The sequence below is a fragment of the Methylotenera sp. genome (assembly GCF_029946165.1).
GTDB lineage: Bacteria > Pseudomonadota > Gammaproteobacteria > Burkholderiales > Methylophilaceae > Methylotenera.
The window spans coordinates 117,697-136,791 of sequence record NZ_JAQSDZ010000024.1 but is presented as its reverse complement, the minus strand read 5'-3'; the positions used below and the strand labels follow the sequence as shown (position 1 = coordinate 136,791).

The window sequence follows — 19,095 nt, the reverse complement described above, 5'->3', positions numbered from 1 at the left end:
TCCTTTGAAGGTCATTGGTAAAATATCATTTACACAGATTTTTTTACAGGCTCACAGATTTAAATAATAACTATTGTTTTGCAGGGGATTTTTTGGTCAAGAGCAGTTTCTTTAAGCATGGCATACTCTGCATCATAGCAATATGGATATCGCTATTAGGACAAACCAGCCAAGCTGCAGGGAGTTTGCTCTCTGTTGAGGAGCGCGCTTGGTTAAATGCGCACCCTAACCTCTCTCTAACCATGTGGGATGACTATCCTCCTATCTCTTTCAATGCTGACAATGGCTTATTACAAGGCTTCATGCCTGATTACATTAAACTGCTAGAATCAAAATTAAATTACAAATTCAAACATGTTGTTCCCTCTAAACAAGATGCTCTTAGCAAAGGGCAAATTGCGCGTGAAGATGTAATCTCTTTGTTAGCTAATACGCAAGATCGCCGTTCAATTTGGAACTTCGGTCCCACTTTACTCAGCTTTCCTTTAAATATTGTTGCACGCACCGATGCTCCAAAAGACCTAACTTTATCGCAACTCAATAATTTGAAATTAAGCGTGGTTAATGGATATGCAAGTCACGAATTCTTACAAGAAAATTATCCGCAAGTAAACTTAGATTTGGTGAATAACACCTGCCAAGGTTTACAACATGTTGCTTTTCATGAAAGCTTTGCTATGTTGACCGATTTGCCCGTGGCTAGTTGGTGCCTACAAACGCAAGGGCTGATTAATATTAAAGTCGCAGGTAAATCTGAATTCAAATACGAAATGAGCCTCGCCGTTAGAAAAGACATGCCGATGTTATTTAGCATTATTCAAAAGGGCATGAAATCAATTACCAAAAGCGAAAGGCAGACCATACATGATCGCTGGTTAGAACAAAATGCTTTCGAACAAAGCTGGATCTCCTTAAATCGAGTATGGATCATCACACTTGTATTATTTCTTATGCTATTTGCGCTTATCCGAGTTTTTGTTTGGGATAGCAAAATGCAAAGCAATGTCCACCAAAAGATTACAAAATTTTCCGCAGAAGAGGGTGATACGCTAGAGCATATATCTAAGGTTAGCCGCGGCTTATCACCGCGCATTCTAACTTTGTTATGCTTTATTTTAATCATACTCGGCACACTTATCACTTCAGAGCAATGGGTAAGCCATCAAGATAGAATCTTATTAGGCATATTGGTCGCAACACTGATGTTAATCATGTTATTTGGTGGTTACAAATTAGGTAGCATTAGGCGTAATGAAGAAAATCACAGTCTTTTTGAACAGCTTGACGGCCAAATTAGAACACGACAAGTCGCTGAGAAAATTGCCAAAGAACAAACGCTACGCTTGTTCAAGCAACAAAAAGCTATTCAGATTTTAAGCCAGACACAAACTCAAGAACAAAAAACTACTAATGAGATTTTCAAAGAAATTACCCAAGTTTCTGCTGAAACACTCAATGTTGAAAGAGTAAGCATTTGGCTGTTTGATTCTAGCCATCAAATGCTGGAGTGTGCGGATTTGTTCTTAAAAACCAATAATATTCACATTACGGAGAGCCCATTATTAGCGCATGAATTACCCGTGTACTTTGAGTTTATATCTCAAAATAGAGTGTTGGCAGTTGCTGATGTCATGCAACATCCATCCACGGTGGAGTTTAGAGAAGACTATGTGCAAGAAAATAGTATTGGTGCCATTCTTGATGGCTCTATTTGGCTAAATGGCAATATGATAGGCGCGGTTTGCTGTGAGCATACCCATGGCCCACGAGAATGGACCTTAGACGAACAAGGCTTTGTTGGCTCTGTTTGTGACGCAGTGCGCCTCGCTATTGAATCGGATAGACGTCATAACGCTGAACAAGCCCTTCTGCAACATAGTGAGGAATTAGAAGTAATGGTAGAGGCGCGAACGCTTTCCTTACAAGAAAGTGAACAGCGCCTTACCTCCGTCATCAAATACGCACCTATTCCTATACTTACTATCAAAATGAATGGGGAGATTATTGAATTTAATCCAGAAGCCGAAAGCGTTACTGGGTTTAGCCGCGATGAAGCCATAGGTAAGAATTTTATTGATATTTTTGTTGTAAAAGAATCATTCAAAAAGACGATTGCTATCGGCATGGGCGCAAAAAGAGGTGAGGCTTTCCGCAACGTAGAGTTGATTTTCAAATGTGCTGATGGCAGGAAAATAGAGTTTGAATGCTCTATCGTTAAGGCAGGTAAAATTGGTGGTAGAGACGCAGGCAAAATGATTGCAATCGGCCAAGATATTACACAGAAAAAAGTATTACAAGCGTCATTGATTAAAGCACGTGAAAGTGCTGAATCTGCAGATCGTATCAAATCAATGTTTGTTGCCTCAATGTCTCATGAACTAAGAACACCGCTCAATTCAATTATCGGTTTTTTAGGCGTTGTTCTGCAAGGCATGTCTGGCGACCTTAACATCAAACAAAAAGATCAACTTGGCCGTGCTTATCATTCTGCCAAACATTTACTATCACTCATTTCTGATGTGATTGACATCTCAAAAATAGAAGCGGGATTTTTAGAAACACATTCAGAGTCGTTTGCTTTAAAACCAATGTTTAATGAAGTAGAGAATGTCATACATCATATTGCGGAAGGTAAGCATTTAAATTTACACATTGACTGTAGTGAAGACATCTCTCTTGAAACAGACCGTAAAAGACTTTATCAAGCAATTTTAAATGTCGTGAGCAATGCTGTTAAATATACCGAAGCGGGCACAGTAATTGTTAAAGCAAGCATATTTAATGAAGATTTAATCATCACCACTCAGGACACAGGAATTGGCATTAGCCAATCAGGAATAGAACAGTTGTTTAAGCCATTTGAACGAGCCGAATCACATTTAAAAATAAAAACACTGGGCACTGGTTTGGGTCTATATTTAACGCGTAAAATTTTAACGCAATTACTGGGCGGTAGCATTGAAGTGGAAAGCCAAGTGGGTGTTGGCAGCACGTTTACTATCAAAGTACCGATAAAATTATCCGAGCACGCATTAATTAATAATCAGTCAATTTTAGAGAATTCAAATTTATGACAACGGCATTAATAATAGAAGACAACGAAAATAACTTGGAGTTAATACGCTTTATTCTTGAACAATCTGACTACAACACGCGGTTTGCTATGACAGGCTTAGAGGGCGTGCAACAAGCACTGACAATGCCGCCTGACTTTGTTATTTTAGATATACAACTACCTGATATTAATGGACTGGAAGTATTAAAACGAATCCGCGCGCATCCGGTAGGCAAGGATATTCCAATCATTGCTATGACTTCCTACGCCATGTCTGGCGATAAAGAAAAGTTACTTGCGGCAGGATGTACGGCTTATATTGAAAAACCAATAGATCCAATACTGGTCATTGGTCAGATACAAAAAGCGATAGCCAAATAAGCGAAAATAGCTCAAGAGAATATTAATGAAAATATTAATCGCTGAAGATGACGAGAATTCAAGGCACTTACTAGAGGTAGTGCTCAGTAGCAACGGTTATGAAGTGATAAGCTTTGATAATGGTTTCAAGGCATTGGTTTACTTAAAAACCAATGCTGTCGATTTAATCGTTTCTGACATTCTAATGCCTGAAATGGACGGTTATGGTTTATGTCGTGAGGTTAAACAAAACCCATATTTACAGAATATCCCATTCATTTTCTACACCGCAACTTATACCTCAGCACAAGATGAGCGTTTCGCGATGTCTTTAGGGGCAACCAAATTTTTGGTTAAACCCATGATGATGGAAGATTTCCTCCCTGTTATTGCTAAAATCATTAATGCGAACTACCAAGGCAGCCCACAAGAAAGTAACGGAAAAACGCATTTCGGGCCATTACGGCTAGACAAACAGCACGCCGATATCATGCGTATGAAGCTGGACAAAAAACTCATTGAACTGAATGAAGAGAAGCAAAAATTAATTGCTAGCGAAGCTCGTTTCAGAGACTTTGCCGAAGCCTCCGCCGACTGGTTTTGGGAATCTGATGCTAATTTAAGAATTCAAGCTTTAGCGGGAAGTCCTGCTGGGCTTGAGTTTTACAGCCTAGAAGATTTAGCGAAAACCTGCCATAGTCATATACCTAGTGAAATGCTAGAAACACTACAATCTCATAAACACTTTTCTGATTACGTTGTACATTTTATTGATGCATCTGGCAAACTAGTTTACCTACGCGTGTCAGGCAAACCTATATTTGATGAAGATATAGGTTTTATAGGCTACCGCGGCGTTGGGCGCGACGTAAGTGAAATGATAGCCCTCAATCGCCGCGTAGAGTTTTTAGCCTCTCATGATGAATTAACGGGTTTACCAAACCGCGGCTTATTTAAGCAAAGACTTAATCATGCAATTGCAAAAGCTAACCGCATTAATAGCCAAGTCCTACTGCTTTACTTTGATTTAGACCATTTTAAATTAGTTAATGACACGCTAGGGCACGAAGCTGGTGACCTACTGCTGATTATGGCAACCAAACGCATTTCAGAGTGCATACGTTCTTATGACACCCTTTGCAGGTTGGGTGGTGATGAGTTTGTGATGATTATGGAAGAAGCATCGCCGCAAGATGGACACCGCTTGGTACGCGACATTATTGCTAAGTTTACAACGCCGTTTGATCTGTATCAGCAACGTGTTTACACCACCATAAGTGTAGGTGTGAGTGTTTACCCAGATGACACCGTGGATCCGCAGTCTCTTCTGGTCTTTGCTGATCTCGCCATGTACAGAGCCAAACAGAATGGCCGTAATTGTTTTGAGTTTTACACCACCGATTTGAATTTCATTGCTCACCAATGGCTGGATATGGAAAACGGCATTCGCCATGCCTTAAAAGAAAACCAACTCTTTTTAGAGTATCAACCACAGGTAGAAAATACCAATCAAAATGTCGTTGGTATAGAGGCATTATTAAGATGGCAGCATCCTGAGCGTGGTTTAATTTCGCCGTTAGAGTTCATCAAAATTGCCGAACAATCATCGTTAATTAACCAAATTGGTGATTGGGTGCTAGAGGCTGTTTGCCAGCAAATTCGCATATGGCTAGATCAAGGATATCAAGTCCCTCGCGTGTCCACTAACATATCCGCACGCCATTTACGGTCAGAAAACCTCATCCAAGCACTAAAAACCTTACCTGTTAAATATCAAATTCCAACGAATATGCTATGCATTGAAATTACCGAACATGCTTTGCTAGATGACATAGATATCGTAAAGAAAAATATGAGTTTTATTAAAGAGGCTGGCTTCAACATCTCTTTAGATGACTTTGGTATGGGGCATTCATCGCTCATCTATTTAAAACGCTGGGCGGTAGATGAGGTGAAAATTGACCGTGCTTTTATCTCTGGCTTACAAAACTGCGAAGAGGATCGTGTGATTGTTAAGGCTATTGTTGCATTGGCAGATGCGCTTGGCTTAGACATTGTCTCCGAAGGAATTGAAAACCAATCTCAAGCAGATATTGTTAAAGCTAGCGGCTGTAAAGTCGTTCAAGGCTATTTTTATTCAATACCATTGCCCGCAGCTGAAATTGCAACTTGGTCTACTAAGTGAGCAGTCATTTATTGTAGCCGAAAACAATAAATTACCCCCGTTAGATGCTAATTTGCAATACCACTTGCACATCATCACCTGCCATTATTTTCTGCTTTTTACGTACTTCAGCTTTTATAGGTAAGATATAAGCATCTAAGTTGTTTGATGGAAAAATCGAAGTCTCCCAAGTGGTGCCACCGATGTTAGCGGATACGCGAACCGAACCCCAGCCGCGCCTTTTACCAAAGTGATTATCGCTAAAGAATTTTATTTCTTCGGATTTATCCTGCGGCAGAGTGATGAAATGCCACGTACCCTTACCCTGCCATACCCAACACTTACCAATAAACGTGAAATTTATATCAATCATGATAAAGAGCTATTCACCTTTGCCATGTAAAGTCACAATTTTTATTCAGCGTATATTTAGTTTGGCTTTTTAAAACTATCCAGCAACAACAAAGCTACCCCAACGCAAATCGCGCTATCCGCCACATTAAATGCTGGCCAATACATTTGCTGATAATGGAAGTTAAGAAAATCTATCACATAACCTAGTGTCACGCGGTCATACAAATTACCAATTGCCCCACCCAAAACCAAGGCTAAACCGACACAAAAAAGCTTTTCAGTACGGTGCTTACGAATAAGATAGCTAATCACAATAATTGCTACTACTGAAACGCCAGCAAAAAACCAACGCTGAATACCCCCAGCATCATGCAAAAAGCCAAAAGCCGAGCCTTCATTGTGATAATGCACTAAATCAAAATAGCTCGTAAGCGTGAGCATTTCGCCGTAAGCAAACGCACCTTGAATTAAATGCTTGGTGTATAAATCAAGCGCAACAACAACCGCACTAATACTGAACCATTTATAAAGAGATCCCATCGTTAAATCCCGTCATTCCCGCGTAGGCGGGAATCTAGCCTGCTTACCAAAGTCGTATTATTTTCGAACATTCCATTACTCTTTACTTGACTGAATTCCTGCCTACGCTGGAATGACGATGGGTGAGAGTGGCTTTTAAGCATATTTACGCGCCTCGCCTTTACCAAACAAATTGCTTACACAACGGCCGCAAATGTGTGGATGTTCAGCGTCTGCACCGACGTCTGCACGGTAGTGCCAGCAACGGTCGCATTTTTTGTGAGCGCTCGGGTTCACTAAAATTTTCTGCTCAGCATCACTCGCCACTTTGTAAACTTTTGCAATAGAGGTAATCATCGCAAAACGTAAATCATCCCCTAAACTATCTAGAGCATCAAAAGTGACCTCAGGCAAATAAAGCGCTAACTCGGCCTGCAAGGAAGAGCCAACTTGACCCGCTGCACGTAGAATTTCAATGTCTTTTGCAGCTTGACCACGCGTAGTAATAACAGCTTCCCACGCGCTAATGCGCTCTGCAGTTAAACCATGTTCAGGCAATTCATACCAAGTATCCTCAAATACTGTTCTATCAGCATCAAGACCTAAAGTTTGCCAAATCTCATTCGCAGTAAAGCTCAAAATTGGTGCCATTAAGCGCATCATGCAATGTGTAATTTCATGCAAAGCGCTTTGTGCCGCGCGGCGCGCAGGTGAGTTCTCACCAGCAGTGTAGAGCCTATCTTTAAGAATATCTAAGTAAAAACCGCCCAAATCTTCTGAGCAAAAGCTCACGAATTTTTGCACAGCCAAATGAAACTCGTAACGGTCATAATCAGCAAGCACTTCTGTTTGCAGGTTTTGCGTTAAATGCAATGCATAACGGTCAATCTCTGACCACTCACTGACTGATAGCAAGTCTTTACTTGCATCAAAATCCGCGATATTCGCCAATAGAAACTTCATAGTATTACGAATACGGCGATAACTTTCCGCGACGCGTTTTAAGATTTCATCCGAGATTGTGAGCTCGCCAGAGTAGTCGGTAGAAGCAGTCCATAAGCGCAGAATATCCGCACCGTAGGTATCCATTACTTTTTGCGGCGCAACCACGTTGCCTTTGGATTTACTCATTTTGTGACCAGCGCCATCCACAACAAAACCGTGGGTTAGCAAGGCGTTGTAAGGCGCACGGCCATCAATCGCACAGCCCGTTAGTAATGAGCTTTGAAACCAGCCACGATGTTGATCTGAACCTTCAAGATACAAATCTGCGGGGAATGCCAATTCGGGGCGACGCTTCAACACTGCCGCATGCGTGGCGCCAGAATCGAACCATACGTCTAAGGTATAAGTGACTTTTTTGTAGTCATCTGCATTTAAGGCTGCATGCTCTGCCAAGAAAGCTGCGCCATCTAAGCTAAACCATGCTTCCACGCCACGCGCTTCAACAAGCAAAGCAGCCGCTTCAAGCAACTCTGCGGTTTGTGGATGTGGATTACCGGTTTCTTTATGCACAAAAAATGGCATAGGCACACCCCAGTTACGTTGGCGCGATACACACCAATCAGGGCGGTTTTTAATCATTGCTTCTAAGCGCGCACGACCCCAAGCTGGGAAAAACTCTGTAGCATCGACGGCTTTGTTTGCATATTCACGCAAGCTGATACCAACCGCATCTTGCGCATACATACCAATAAACCATTGGTGCGTAGCCAATTGCATTAATGGTGTTTTATGGCGCCAGCAATGTGGAAAGCTGTGATTCAAACGCGCGCTTGCAAGCAACGCACCGCTTTCTGTCATGGCGGCCAAAATCACCTTATTGGCTTCTTTTCTGTCTAAGCCGCGAATAGCTTCAAACTCAACTAATTCGCTATTAAAGAACTTACCATCACCGCCCATTAAAATGCGTGGTTTTTCGTTAGGGAAGTTTGCTTTCATCACCAACCAGTCATCATTTCCGTGCGCTGCGGCAGTATGAACTAAGCCTGTACCTGCATCAGTTGTGACGTGGTCGCCACAGATAACTGGCACTTGGCGATTATCGAATGGATGTTGTAATAGCAAGCCCTTTAGAGCTTCACCTTTGCAGGTGGCTCTAATATCAACAGTAAGGTCATATCTAAGGACGCAAGCTAAAGCCAACTCTTTCGCAAGGATAATTAAACCTTTATCAGTTTGCAGTAAGTTATAGTCAAGCTCAGCATTCACACTCACTGCTTGGTTGGCAGGTAGCGTCCAAGGCGTAGTCGTCCAAATCACAGCATAAGCATCACCAGTCACTTCTACGCCAAAAGCTTTACTTAATGCAGCGTTATCAACCACCTTAAAACCCACATCAATCGCAGGTGAGTTCACATCTTCATATTCAACTTCAGCTTCAGCCAATGCTGAACCGCAATCCACACACCAATGTACGGGCTTGCTACCTTGGTATAAATAACCATTTTTTTGAATATCGCCTAGCGCGCGCATGATATCCGCTTCGGTTTTAAAATCCATGGTTAAGTACGGATTATCCCAATCGCCCAACACACCTAAACGAATAAAGTCTTTCTTTTGGCGCGCCACTTGTTCTGCCGCATATTCACGGCACAATTCACGAAACTTAGCTGGGTCTATATTTTTACCGTGATTTTTTTCTACAACCAATTCAATCGGCAAGCCATGACAATCCCAACCAGGCACATAAGGTGCATCAAAGCCACTCATGGTTTTAGATTTGATAATGATATCTTTTAATATTTTGTTAACAGCATGACCGATATGTATATCCCCGTTAGCATACGGAGGGCCATCATGCAGAATGAATTTTTTAGCTCCTTTGCGCGCTTTACGGATTCTTTGATATAGCTGTTTATCTTGCCATTCCTTTAGCCAAGCTGGCTCGCGTTTAGCTAAATCACCCCGCATAGGAAAGCTGGTTTCAGGTAAGTTAAGTTTATATTTGCTTACTTCTTCGGTCATTTTTAAATCTCTAATCAATCTTAATTGTCATTCCGACGAAAGTCGGAATCCAGTGTCTTTACTACTTAAACTTAGTCGCTTCAAAATAGCTTCTTGCCGCAACAACATCTTTCGCAATTTGCGCTTTGAGGGTATCTAAGCCATCAAATTTAGCTTCATCACGTATTTTATGCAAAAACTCTACATGCACATGTTTACCATATAAATCCGCATTAAAATCTAATACATTCACTTCTAACATCAATTTTGAAACGCCAGCAATTGTCGGCCGTACACCTAAATTAGCGACACTATTCATACCGTCTAATTTTACTGCAAACACCCCCGTTAACGCAGGCCGCTCATGCCGCATATGTACATTAGCCGTTGGAAAACCAAGTTGACGACCTAACTTAGCACCATGCACCACTTTGCCACTTATGCTGTATGGCCGGCCTAACAATATAGAGGCTTCATTCAATGCGCCTGTCGCCAGCGCAGAGCGCACGCGAGTGCTAGAAACGCGAGCATCGTCTAAATCAACTTGTGGCAAACTTATAAGATTAAACTTTGCTTCTAAAAAATCTAATATAGAACCAGCACGCATGGCGCCAAATCTAAAATCATCTCCAACCAAAATAGCTTGCGCATTCAATGAATCACGCAAAATACTTTTCATAAACTCTTGCGGCGTCAACTTAGCTAAACGTCGATTGAAGCGGCATACATAAGTAGTTTCAACACCAGCTTCAGCAAAATGCTCAAGTTTTTCACGCAATGAACTTAGCCGCGCTGGTGCGGTTTCTGGCGCAAAAAACTCACGCGGATGCGGTTCAAAGGTCATCACAGCAGAAGTCAGATTAAGTGCTTTTGCAGTTTCATTCAACTTTTGCAATAAGGCCTGATGCCCTAAATGCATGCCATCAAAATTGCCTATCGCCAGCGCGCATGGCTGCTGTTGCCGTGTTGGAATATGACGAAATATTTGCATTTAGTGCGTCACTCTACGAATGTAATCACGCGGCTTAAAGCCTAGCAACATTAGGGTTGCAAAATAGCTCGCGCCACCAAGCGTAACTAAACCTGTAAGATAAATTAGCCGTTTCATTAAGCCATAATGTAGCCAAGCAGCCGTATCACCCATCGCAAAATAAAGCGTGACGCCCATGACGCTAAGCGCGACCAGGAGTTTGAGCAAAAAAATCGTCCAACCAGCTTGCGGCTGAAAAATATTATGCTGGCGCAAATGATAATAAAGTAATGACGCATTGATACATGCACCCAAGCCAATCGCCAAGGCTAGACCAGCATGCTGTAAATGTAATACAAAAATAAACAAGACGTTCATTAATTGCGTAATGACCAATGTGAAAACAGCAATTTTAACTGGTGTTTTAATATTTTGTCGCGCATAAAAGCCTGGCGCTAGAATTTTCACTAGAATCAAACCGAGCAAACCAACGCTATAGGCTACAAGTGCTTGCTGTGTCATCACAACGTCAATTGGGGTGAATTTACCATAATGGAATAAAGCAGTGACCAGAGGCGTGGCGAGTACAGCTAAAGCTAACGCGGCAGGCGCCGCTAAAATAAAGGTTAAACGCAAGCCCCAATCTAACAATTGTGAGTATTCACTCTCATCCTTGCCCGCATACGCTTTAGATAAACTAGGCAGCAATATAGTACCAAGCGCCACACCGAGCACGCCCGTTGGGAACTCCATTAATCTATCTGCGTAATATAGCCAACTCACACTACCCGTTTTTAAAAAAGATGCAAATATCGTATTGGTAATCATAGAAATCTGCGCAACCGATACACCTAATACAGCAGGCCCCATCAACTTTAAAATGCGCCATACGCCATCATCACCTGCATGAAAGTCAAGCTTAGGTAATAAGCCAACTTGCTTTAGAAATGGAATCTGAAAAATTAACTGTAAAAATCCACCAAAAAATACCGCCCATGCCAACACTTTAATAGGTTCGGCAAAATGGTCAGCAAAAAACAATACGGCAGCAATCATGCTGACATTCAACCAAACAGGGGTAAATGCCGGAATGCCGAACTTATTATAAGTATTGAGCACGCCACCAGCCATTGAAACTAAGGAAATAAAGAAAATATAAGGGAAAGTAATACGCAACAAATCAACCGTCAGCTGCATTTTAGGTTGATCTACGGTAAAACCTGGCGCAATCAGTGCGACTATCCACGGCGCAGCCAACATACCCAGCACAGTCACAATCACAAGAATCAAACCTAACCATGTGGCGACGCGGCTAATCAGATTATGCGTTTCATCAAAACTACGCTGGCTTTTATATTCAGCCAAAATAGGCACGAAAGCCTGGCTAAAAGCACCTTCGGCAGAAATTCTGCGTAATAAATTAGGAATTTTGAACGCAACGATAAATGCATCGCTCAGCATACCCGCGCCAAACACCCGAGCAATCAAGGTATCGCGCACAAATCCCAATATACGAGACACAAAGGTCATGCTGCCAACTTTGGCTAAGGCTTTGAGTAGATTCATATTTTAAATTGGGAAAGTTTGGCTTAGTAACAGCATATTGCGCGATTTTATCATGCCAACAGATATCATGCGGCAAATAGCCATGATATTTACTTCATTTAAACTTGCAATGTGTTTAGAAAATAGCTATTATTACGGGCTTCGTATTTCGAATAGCTTTTAGCACCCTTTAGGAAAGAAACATAGATGGCAAATACCGCACAAGCAAGAAAACGTGCTCGTCAAGCAGTTAAGCAACGCGCTCACAATGCAAGTTTGCGTTCTACTTTGCGTACCGCGATTAAAAAAATTATTAAAGCTGTAGAAGCTGGCGATAAAGTTGCCGCTACTGCTGCATATAGCGAGAATGTTAGTGTTATTGACCGCATTGCGGACAAAAACATCATTCATAAAAATAAAGCATCACGTCATAAAAGCCGCTTAAATGCTGCGATTAAAGCGATGTCTGCTGAAGCTCCTGTAGCTGTAGCTGCGAAAGTAAAAGCCGCGCCTAAAGCTAAAGCTGCATCTAAAACAGCGTAATAGTTGTATTTAGTAAAAAAGCCTCGCAATGCGAGGCTTTTTTTGTTACCTAAAATTGATTAAGAACTTCTAATCAATTTTAGCCAATTATTGTTCTCCAATTTTCAGGTCTGCTCGTACTTGCATTGCTTGTTTAAGCGCTTCATCACGGTTCACATTAATCACGGTAAAATGCCCCATTTTTCTACCTAAACGTGCTTGTTGTTTACCGTATAAATGCATTTTCAACATTGGGTTATTTAATGCTACTTGCCACTCAGGTGCAGAATCTGAATCTTCAGGCCATATATCACCCAATAAATTGACCATCACAGCGGAACTATGTTGCCGAGCGCTTCCTAATGGCAAGCCTGTCATTGCACGCACTTGCTGCTCAAACTGATTCGTCACACAAGCATCTATCGTATAATGACCAGAGTTATGCGGTCTAGGCGCAATTTCATTCACTAACAATTCACCGTTACAAACAAAAAACTCTACGCCTAATACGCCTGTGTAAGCCAACTTTTCTGCGACTAAAATAGCCAATTTTTGCGCTTGATGACTAATAGCATCACGACCACGCGCAGGTATAATTGAAACATCTAATATTCCGTTGAGATGACTATTTTCTGAAGTTGGAAATGTAGCTACATTACCTTGCACATCACGCGCTAACACGACTGAAACTTCATAATCAAGTTTCAACATTTTCTCTAGCACACATTCTTCGCGCTCAAATTGGGCAAAGGCAAGTTGTGCTTCATGCTGGTTGATTACTCTAGCCTGACCTTTACCATCGTAACCAAATCGTGCAACTTTTAGAATGGCTGGGTAAATATCGCTATCATCATTCGGTAAGTCCTCAACTTCATTGATAACTTCGAATGGCGCGACTGGCAAGCCCGCATGTTTTAGAAAGTTTTTTTCACTTACACGATGCTGCGCAATCGCAACGCTGTAAGCGCTTGGGCGAACAGGTTTAGTTTCAGCTAAAAATGATAGTGAGTCTGCTGGTACATTTTCGAATTCGGTAGTGATTGCTTCACAAGTGTTGGCTAATTTCAATAAAGCCGCTTTATCATCAAAAGCCGCACAAATATGCACATCAGCAATTTTGCCAGCTGGGCTATTCACATCAGGATCCAACACTGTGACTTTGTAACCCATTTCGTGGGCAGCTACTACAAAAAAACGACCAAGTTGACCGCCTCCAAGCATACCTAGCATTGCAGGTGGGAGAATGACTGATGTTTGTTCTTGATGATGGTTCATATATTGAATACTGTTTGATTGATATTAAAACTTAGTAATATTTAACTTGAAAACAATTAAGGCTTGTCGCTTAACTCCATGGCATGCACTTTTGCAGCCTGTGTAGTACGGAATTCACTTAATTTTTTGGCTAAAGCGGCATCATGATTCGCTAAAATTGAGGCGGCAAATAATCCAGCGTTTGCTGCGCCAGCTTCGCCAATTGCAAAGGTAGCCACTGGGATGCCTTTAGGCATTTGTACAATAGAAAAAAGTGAGTCCTGACCTTGCAGATGCTTAGAAGGCACTGGCACGCCTAAAACTGGCAAAGTAGTTTTAGCCGCTACCATGCCAGGCAAATGTGCCGCGCCGCCTGCACCAGCGATAATCACTTGGTAGCCTTTTTGTGCGGCAGTTTCTGCAAAACTAAACATTAAATCTGGTGTGCGGTGCGCTGAAACCACATCCGCCGTATAGGCAATATCAAAATCGGCTAATATTTGGGCAGCAGCTTTCATAATAGGCCAGTCACTATCAGAGCCCATAATAATCGCTACTAAAGGTTGTTTGTTCATTAACATTCCTTTTGTTATTCTTTATGTATCTAGTTCACAAAACATTAAATTTTAAGTTTAGTTAAGCCAAGGCTTATAACAAGACTAAATTGTCTCTATGTATTAACTCAGCTTCTTCCACGTAGCCCAATATCTTTTCAATTTCTTTACTCGATTTTCGCATGATTCTCGCGGCTTCCATGGCTGAGTAATTGACCAAACCACGTGCTAACTCAACGCCGTTTTCATCGCAACACGCAACAACTTCGCCACGTTCAAAGCTACCTTCAACGGCTGTTACACCAATTGACAATAAACTCTTACCATCTTGCTTGATGACTTTTACCGCGCCGGCGTCTAGCGTTAATTTGCCACGCAACTGCAAATGATCCGCCAGCCATTGTTTCCGGGCAGTCGTTTTCATTTCTGTGGTTTGTAGATGTGTGCCAATCACTTCACCTGCGGCTAAACGAACCAGTACGCTCTTCTCACGACCTGAAGCAATAATAGTATTCGCGCCACTTCTTGACGCACGTTTTGCAGCAAGAATCTTGGTTAACATACCGCCAGTACCTACGCTACTACCTGCGCCACCGGCCATCTGCTCTAACGCAGCATCGCCAGCCGTAGCATGTTGTATGAATTTAACATCTTTATCTTTACGCGGATCCGCAGAATACAAACCTTGCTGATCCGTCAAAATCACCAAAGTATCAGCCTCAATTAAATTCGCGACTAATGAGCCTAAAGTATCATTATCACCAAAGCGAATTTCATCCGTCACAACCGTATCATTTTCATTGATGATAGGAATGACTTTCAAATCCAGCAATGTACGCAAAGTGCTACGCGCATTCAAATAGCGCTTTCTATCAGCTAAATCGTCGTGGGTTAACAACACTTGCGCAGTATGCAATTGATGTTCAGTAAAACAGCTTTCATACATCTGCACCAAACCCATTTGACCTACCGCTGCTGCAGCTTGTAATTCATTCACGGCGGTTGGGCGTTTCTTCCATCCCAGTCTTTGCATGCCTTCTGCAACAGCCCCACTGGAAACTAACACGACCTGCTTACCTTGTTGCACCAAAGTAGCAATTTGCGCCGCCCAAGCCGCAATTGCCGCTCGATCTAAACCATTGCCATTGTTGGTGACAAGGCTAGAGCCAACCTTCACCACAATGACTTTTGCATCAAACAAAAGTGATTGTGATGTAGAAATTGATTTGAGCGATTGAGATTCCACGGCAATCATTTTTAAACTTCTTTTTTTGTCACAGCAATACTTGCTGCGCTTTCATTAACCAAGCCAGTATCAGCCAAAGCATCCTCTGCGTCTCGTTTGTTTTCTTCAATATGCTGCATGATTGCGTATGTCAGCTCTTTACAACCAACGCCACTAATGGCTGAAATCGCGAATACGCGACCTTTCCAACCGTAGTCTTTGACGAACTGTTTTACGACTTCTTGTGAATCTGGCAACATGTCAATTTTATTCAACACCAACCAACGTGGCTTGTCATAAAGCGCCTCATCATACTTACGAAGCTCTTCAACAATCGCTTTTGCCTCATAAACTGGGTCAACAGCTTCATCAAATGGCGCAATATCGACCAAATGCAGCAACAAAGAAGTACGTTGTAAATGGCGTAAGAACTGATGACCTAGCCCTGCTCCTTCAGCCGCACCTTCAATAATGCCTGGAATATCGGCAATCACAAAGCTACGTTCGGTATCCACACGTACCACACCCAAATTAGGATGCAAGGTAGTAAAAGGATAATCAGCCACTTTAGGTTTTGCTGCAGAAACTGAACGAATAAAAGTAGATTTACCTGCATTTGGCATGCCCAATAAACCTACATCTGCCAATACTTTAAGCTCTAAATAAAGCTCAAACTCTTCACCGACATCACCTTTGGTACATTGGCGTGGCGCACGATTCAAGCTTGATTTGAAATGCACATTACCTAGGCCACCCTTGCCGCCAGAAGCCATCTGTGCACGTTGACCATGCTCGCTTAAATCTACCAACATTTGTTCGCTGGCTTTATCTGAAATCACGGTACCTACTGGCACACGTAACACCATATCTTCACCTTTAGCGCCGTAACATTCAGCACTACGGCCATTTTCGCCACGCTGCGCTCTAAAAGTACGGGTGTAGCGATAGTCTACTAAGGTATTAATATTGCGATCAGCTTCAATGATGATAGAACCGCCACGACCGCCGTCACCGCCGCTAGGGCCGCCCATTGGCTCGTATTTCTCACGACGAAACGTAGCAACGCCGTTACCACCGTCACCTGCGTAAATTTTGATTGTTGCTTCGTCTATAAATTTCATCTTTTTGACCTAATGCAGAAGTACTTTAACTTTTAAAACAGCTATAAATTAAAGCAATCCCGTCATTCCTGTATGTAAAGGTCTTTCAGTGGAGTTAATCAGCTTAAACTGATTATTCACACATGAGAGTTTACCAAATAAAAAAGCCCCATCAAACGATGAGGCTTTAATAAAGTTATTTTAACTTAAGCTGCAACAATAATGCTTACAGTGTGGCGTTTTAAAGCGCCTTTAATTGCAAATGATACTTTACCGTCCGCTTTTGCGAACAAAGTATGATCTTTACCCATGCCAACATTTTCGCCTGCGTGCATTTTTGTACCGCGTTGACGAACAATGATACTACCTGCTGTCACAACTGTTTCACCAAATGCTTTAACACCTAGTCGTTGTGAGTGTGAATCGCGACCGTTACGTGAACTACCGCCTGCTTTTTTGTGTGCCATGATTTAATCCTTAAGTCTTATTTATTGCTTCAATTATTCTGCAGCTTTAGCGGCTTTTGCTTTTGCTGGTTTTGCAGCAGCTTGACCTGCAGCTAAAATTTCGCCGATTTGGATTTCAGTAAAACTTTGGCGATGGCCTTGTGTTTTACGATAATGTTTACGACGACGGAATTTGAAAATCATTACCTTGTCACCACGGCCATGTGAAAGCACGGTTGCTTTTACAGTTGCGCCGTTAATGATAGGTGATCCGATGGTTGTGCTTTCACCATCTGAAACCATTAAAATTTGATCTAGCGTAACAGTACCGCCAACTTCAACTTCTAATTTTTCAACTTTTAATCTTTCGCCTGAAATTACGCGATATTGCTTACCACCAGTTTTAATTACAGCATACATGATTGAGCCTTAAATTACGCTTTCTAAAGAACTCGGCATTATACGCAAATAATCTAGCAAAGCAAACCATAATCGCAAGCAATTTTAAAAAACTGCCGCATTCATCTTAATTAATAATTATCTCACGATTTATGGGCTATTAACAGGATATAAAACAGCTATAACTCAACCTTGAAAGTTGGCTGTGATAAAATATTCGCTACTTTTTAAGGTTTATTATCGTGACGCAAAGCAATACTCTAATAAATAGTTCGCCATTAAACACCATTCAATCTTGCATCGCTGCTGATATTCAAGCTGTGAATACAGTTATTACGCACTCCTTACACTCAGAAGTCAGTTTGGTTAATCAGGTTGCACATTACATTGTGAATAGCGGTGGTAAGCGCTTACGTCCCATATTGGTACTGCTTTCTGGTGGACTTTTTGGAGCAGTGAAACCTGAACATCACCAACTAGCCGCAGTAGTTGAGTTTATTCATACTGCCACATTACTGCATGACGATGTTGTGGATGAGTCGTCAAAACGACGCGGGCAAAATACTGCCAATGCTATTTTTGGTAATGCAGCTAGCGTGTTAGTCGGTGACTTCGTCTATTCACGCGCTTTTCAAATGATGGTGGCTGTGCAAAATATGCGCGTAATGGAGGTATTAAGCAACGCCACCAACATTATTGCCGAAGGCGAAGTGCTGCAATTATTGAATATACATAATGCCGATGTGACAGATGAAGCTTATCTTCAGGTCATTCATTACAAAACTGCCAAACTATTTGAAGCTGCCACACGTCTAGGTGCAATTATCAGCAAGGCCTCACCCAACGATGAAGAAGCATTAAGCCAATATGGCATGCATATTGGCACTGCCTTCCAACTCATTGACGATGTGCTTGATTTAAGCGGAAATACCTTAGAGATAGGCAAAAACTTAGGTGATGATCTCAGCGAAGGAAAACCCACACTTCCCTTGTTATATGCCATGCGCAACGGCACAGCCGCAGAAGCAGAAATAATAAAGCGCGCTATCGTAGACGGAGGCTTGGAGGATTTAGCTAGTGTATTAAGTGCCGTGGAACGAACGGGCGCTTTAGATCATGTACGGAAGGTGGCAGGTAAAGAATCTGAATTAGCTTGTGCTGCTATCGCGCATTTTTCAGATTCACCATACAAGCAAGCCATGTTAACTTTAGCTGAATTTTCAGTCACTAGAAATTACTAACTAGTGACTTCTCCATTTGATTGAATATCATTAATTCAAAGTAATTTTCTCGCCACTATCTGCATGATAATAGCTTAAGTGCGCGCACTCGTTAGCGCCTGAAGTTAACGATCCATCAAACAAAGACTTACCATCAACATCTACAATGGCATAGCCGTTGTGGTACAAAGTGACCTCTGCTAATTTAGGTACATGCTTTTTGTCAGGCGAACCTTGACGCATTGCAAAACTAATGCAGTTTTCTTCCTCTTCTTCAGAATAAACCTCCCAATCGCGGCCACCTGCCAATTGAGAAAGCCATGTTGGCAAATCTACCTCTACACGGCAAACAATCGGCTCATCCCATTCAGGATGATTAAGTTCAGCTTGCAATAACTCAATAGTGTTTTGTTGATTCGTGTTTGTCATTTAGTTTCCTTCTTTGCCGTTACGCCAATATAG

Annotated in this window: 17 protein-coding genes; 5 read left to right on the top strand and 12 right to left on the bottom strand. The window is 41.9% G+C overall.

Annotation, left to right across the window (positions count from 1 at the left end; all coding sequences use genetic code 11):
- Nucleotides 1-92: 92 nt before the first annotated feature.
- The 3 genes from PSV17_RS12635 to PSV17_RS12625 are packed head-to-tail and all read left to right on the top strand — an operon-like array spanning nt 93 to nt 5,600.
- Nucleotides 93-3,074 (top strand): transporter substrate-binding domain-containing protein, encoded by a 2,982-nt coding sequence (locus PSV17_RS12635; RefSeq protein ID WP_300483200.1) that lies wholly within the window; start codon nt 93-95, stop codon nt 3,072-3,074.
- Nucleotides 3,071-3,436, top strand: a complete 366-nt coding sequence (locus PSV17_RS12630; protein ID WP_300483198.1) for a response regulator — start codon at nt 3,071-3,073, stop codon at nt 3,434-3,436. Before PSV17_RS12635 ends, PSV17_RS12630 begins: the two co-directional genes overlap by 4 nt.
- 25 nt (nt 3,437-3,461) lie before the next feature.
- Nucleotides 3,462-5,600, top strand: a complete 2,139-nt coding sequence (locus PSV17_RS12625; protein WP_300483195.1) for an EAL domain-containing protein — start codon at nt 3,462-3,464, stop codon at nt 5,598-5,600.
- Between the two features lie 40 nt (nt 5,601-5,640).
- Here PSV17_RS12625 and PSV17_RS12620 read toward each other — a convergent pair whose 3' ends face one another.
- From PSV17_RS12620 to murJ, 5 genes are all read right to left on the bottom strand, one after another.
- Complete coding sequence (locus PSV17_RS12620) at nt 5,641-5,952, bottom strand: DUF1905 domain-containing protein (RefSeq protein ID WP_300483194.1); 312 nt, start codon at nt 5,950-5,952, stop codon at nt 5,641-5,643.
- Nucleotides 5,953-6,008: 56 nt separating this feature from the next.
- The gene (lspA, locus tag PSV17_RS12615; protein ID WP_300483191.1) at nt 6,009-6,473 is read right to left on the bottom strand and encodes a signal peptidase II; all 465 of its coding nucleotides are present in this window, start codon (nt 6,471-6,473) and stop codon (nt 6,009-6,011) included.
- Nucleotides 6,474-6,608: 135 nt separating this feature from the next.
- The gene (gene ileS / locus PSV17_RS12610) at nt 6,609-9,419 is read right to left on the bottom strand and encodes an isoleucine--tRNA ligase (protein WP_300483189.1); all 2,811 of its coding nucleotides are present in this window, start codon (nt 9,417-9,419) and stop codon (nt 6,609-6,611) included.
- Between the two features lie 61 nt (nt 9,420-9,480).
- Nucleotides 9,481-10,389, bottom strand: coding sequence for a bifunctional riboflavin kinase/FAD synthetase (locus PSV17_RS12605; RefSeq protein ID WP_300483186.1), 909 nt, complete (start codon nt 10,387-10,389; stop codon nt 9,481-9,483).
- Nucleotides 10,390-11,934: a murein biosynthesis integral membrane protein MurJ gene (murJ, locus tag PSV17_RS12600; protein WP_300483184.1), complete on the bottom strand. Its 1,545-nt coding sequence runs from the start codon at nt 11,932-11,934 to the stop codon at nt 10,390-10,392.
- Between the two features lie 186 nt (nt 11,935-12,120).
- Between murJ and rpsT the strand changes: the two genes are divergently transcribed.
- Nucleotides 12,121-12,456: a 30S ribosomal protein S20 gene (gene rpsT, locus PSV17_RS12595; protein ID WP_300483182.1), complete on the top strand. Its 336-nt coding sequence runs from the start codon at nt 12,121-12,123 to the stop codon at nt 12,454-12,456.
- A gap of 87 nt (nt 12,457-12,543) precedes the next feature.
- On the opposite strand, the gene PSV17_RS12590 is transcribed toward rpsT, so the two are convergent.
- From PSV17_RS12590 to rplU, 6 genes are all read right to left on the bottom strand, one after another.
- On the bottom strand, nt 12,544-13,710 hold the full coding sequence (locus PSV17_RS12590) for a 5-(carboxyamino)imidazole ribonucleotide synthase (RefSeq protein ID WP_300483181.1): 1,167 nt from the start codon (nt 13,708-13,710) through the stop codon (nt 12,544-12,546).
- Between the two features lie 56 nt (nt 13,711-13,766).
- Nucleotides 13,767-14,264, bottom strand: a complete 498-nt coding sequence (gene purE / locus PSV17_RS12585; RefSeq protein WP_300483179.1) for a 5-(carboxyamino)imidazole ribonucleotide mutase — start codon at nt 14,262-14,264, stop codon at nt 13,767-13,769.
- Nucleotides 14,265-14,337: 73 nt separating this feature from the next.
- Entirely contained in the window at nt 14,338-15,498 is a 1,161-nt protein-coding gene (proB, locus tag PSV17_RS12580) for a glutamate 5-kinase (protein WP_300483178.1), read from the bottom strand.
- Between the two features lie 2 nt (nt 15,499-15,500).
- Complete coding sequence (gene cgtA / locus PSV17_RS12575) at nt 15,501-16,589, bottom strand: Obg family GTPase CgtA (protein WP_300483177.1); 1,089 nt, start codon at nt 16,587-16,589, stop codon at nt 15,501-15,503.
- A gap of 185 nt (nt 16,590-16,774) precedes the next feature.
- A complete protein-coding gene (gene rpmA, locus PSV17_RS12570; protein WP_300388398.1) occupies nt 16,775-17,035 on the bottom strand; it encodes a 50S ribosomal protein L27 in 261 nt (86 codons plus the stop codon).
- 33 nt (nt 17,036-17,068) lie between these two features.
- Nucleotides 17,069-17,434, bottom strand: coding sequence for a 50S ribosomal protein L21 (gene rplU, locus PSV17_RS12565; protein ID WP_300388396.1), 366 nt, complete (start codon nt 17,432-17,434; stop codon nt 17,069-17,071).
- A gap of 221 nt (nt 17,435-17,655) precedes the next feature.
- Between rplU and PSV17_RS12560 the strand changes: the two genes are divergently transcribed.
- The gene (locus PSV17_RS12560; protein WP_300483176.1) at nt 17,656-18,654 is read left to right on the top strand and encodes a polyprenyl synthetase family protein; all 999 of its coding nucleotides are present in this window, start codon (nt 17,656-17,658) and stop codon (nt 18,652-18,654) included.
- Between the two features lie 30 nt (nt 18,655-18,684).
- Here PSV17_RS12560 and PSV17_RS12555 read toward each other — a convergent pair whose 3' ends face one another.
- Nucleotides 18,685-19,062, bottom strand: coding sequence for a hypothetical protein (locus tag PSV17_RS12555; RefSeq protein ID WP_300483174.1), 378 nt, complete (start codon nt 19,060-19,062; stop codon nt 18,685-18,687).
- Nucleotides 19,063-19,095 lie beyond the last annotated feature (33 nt).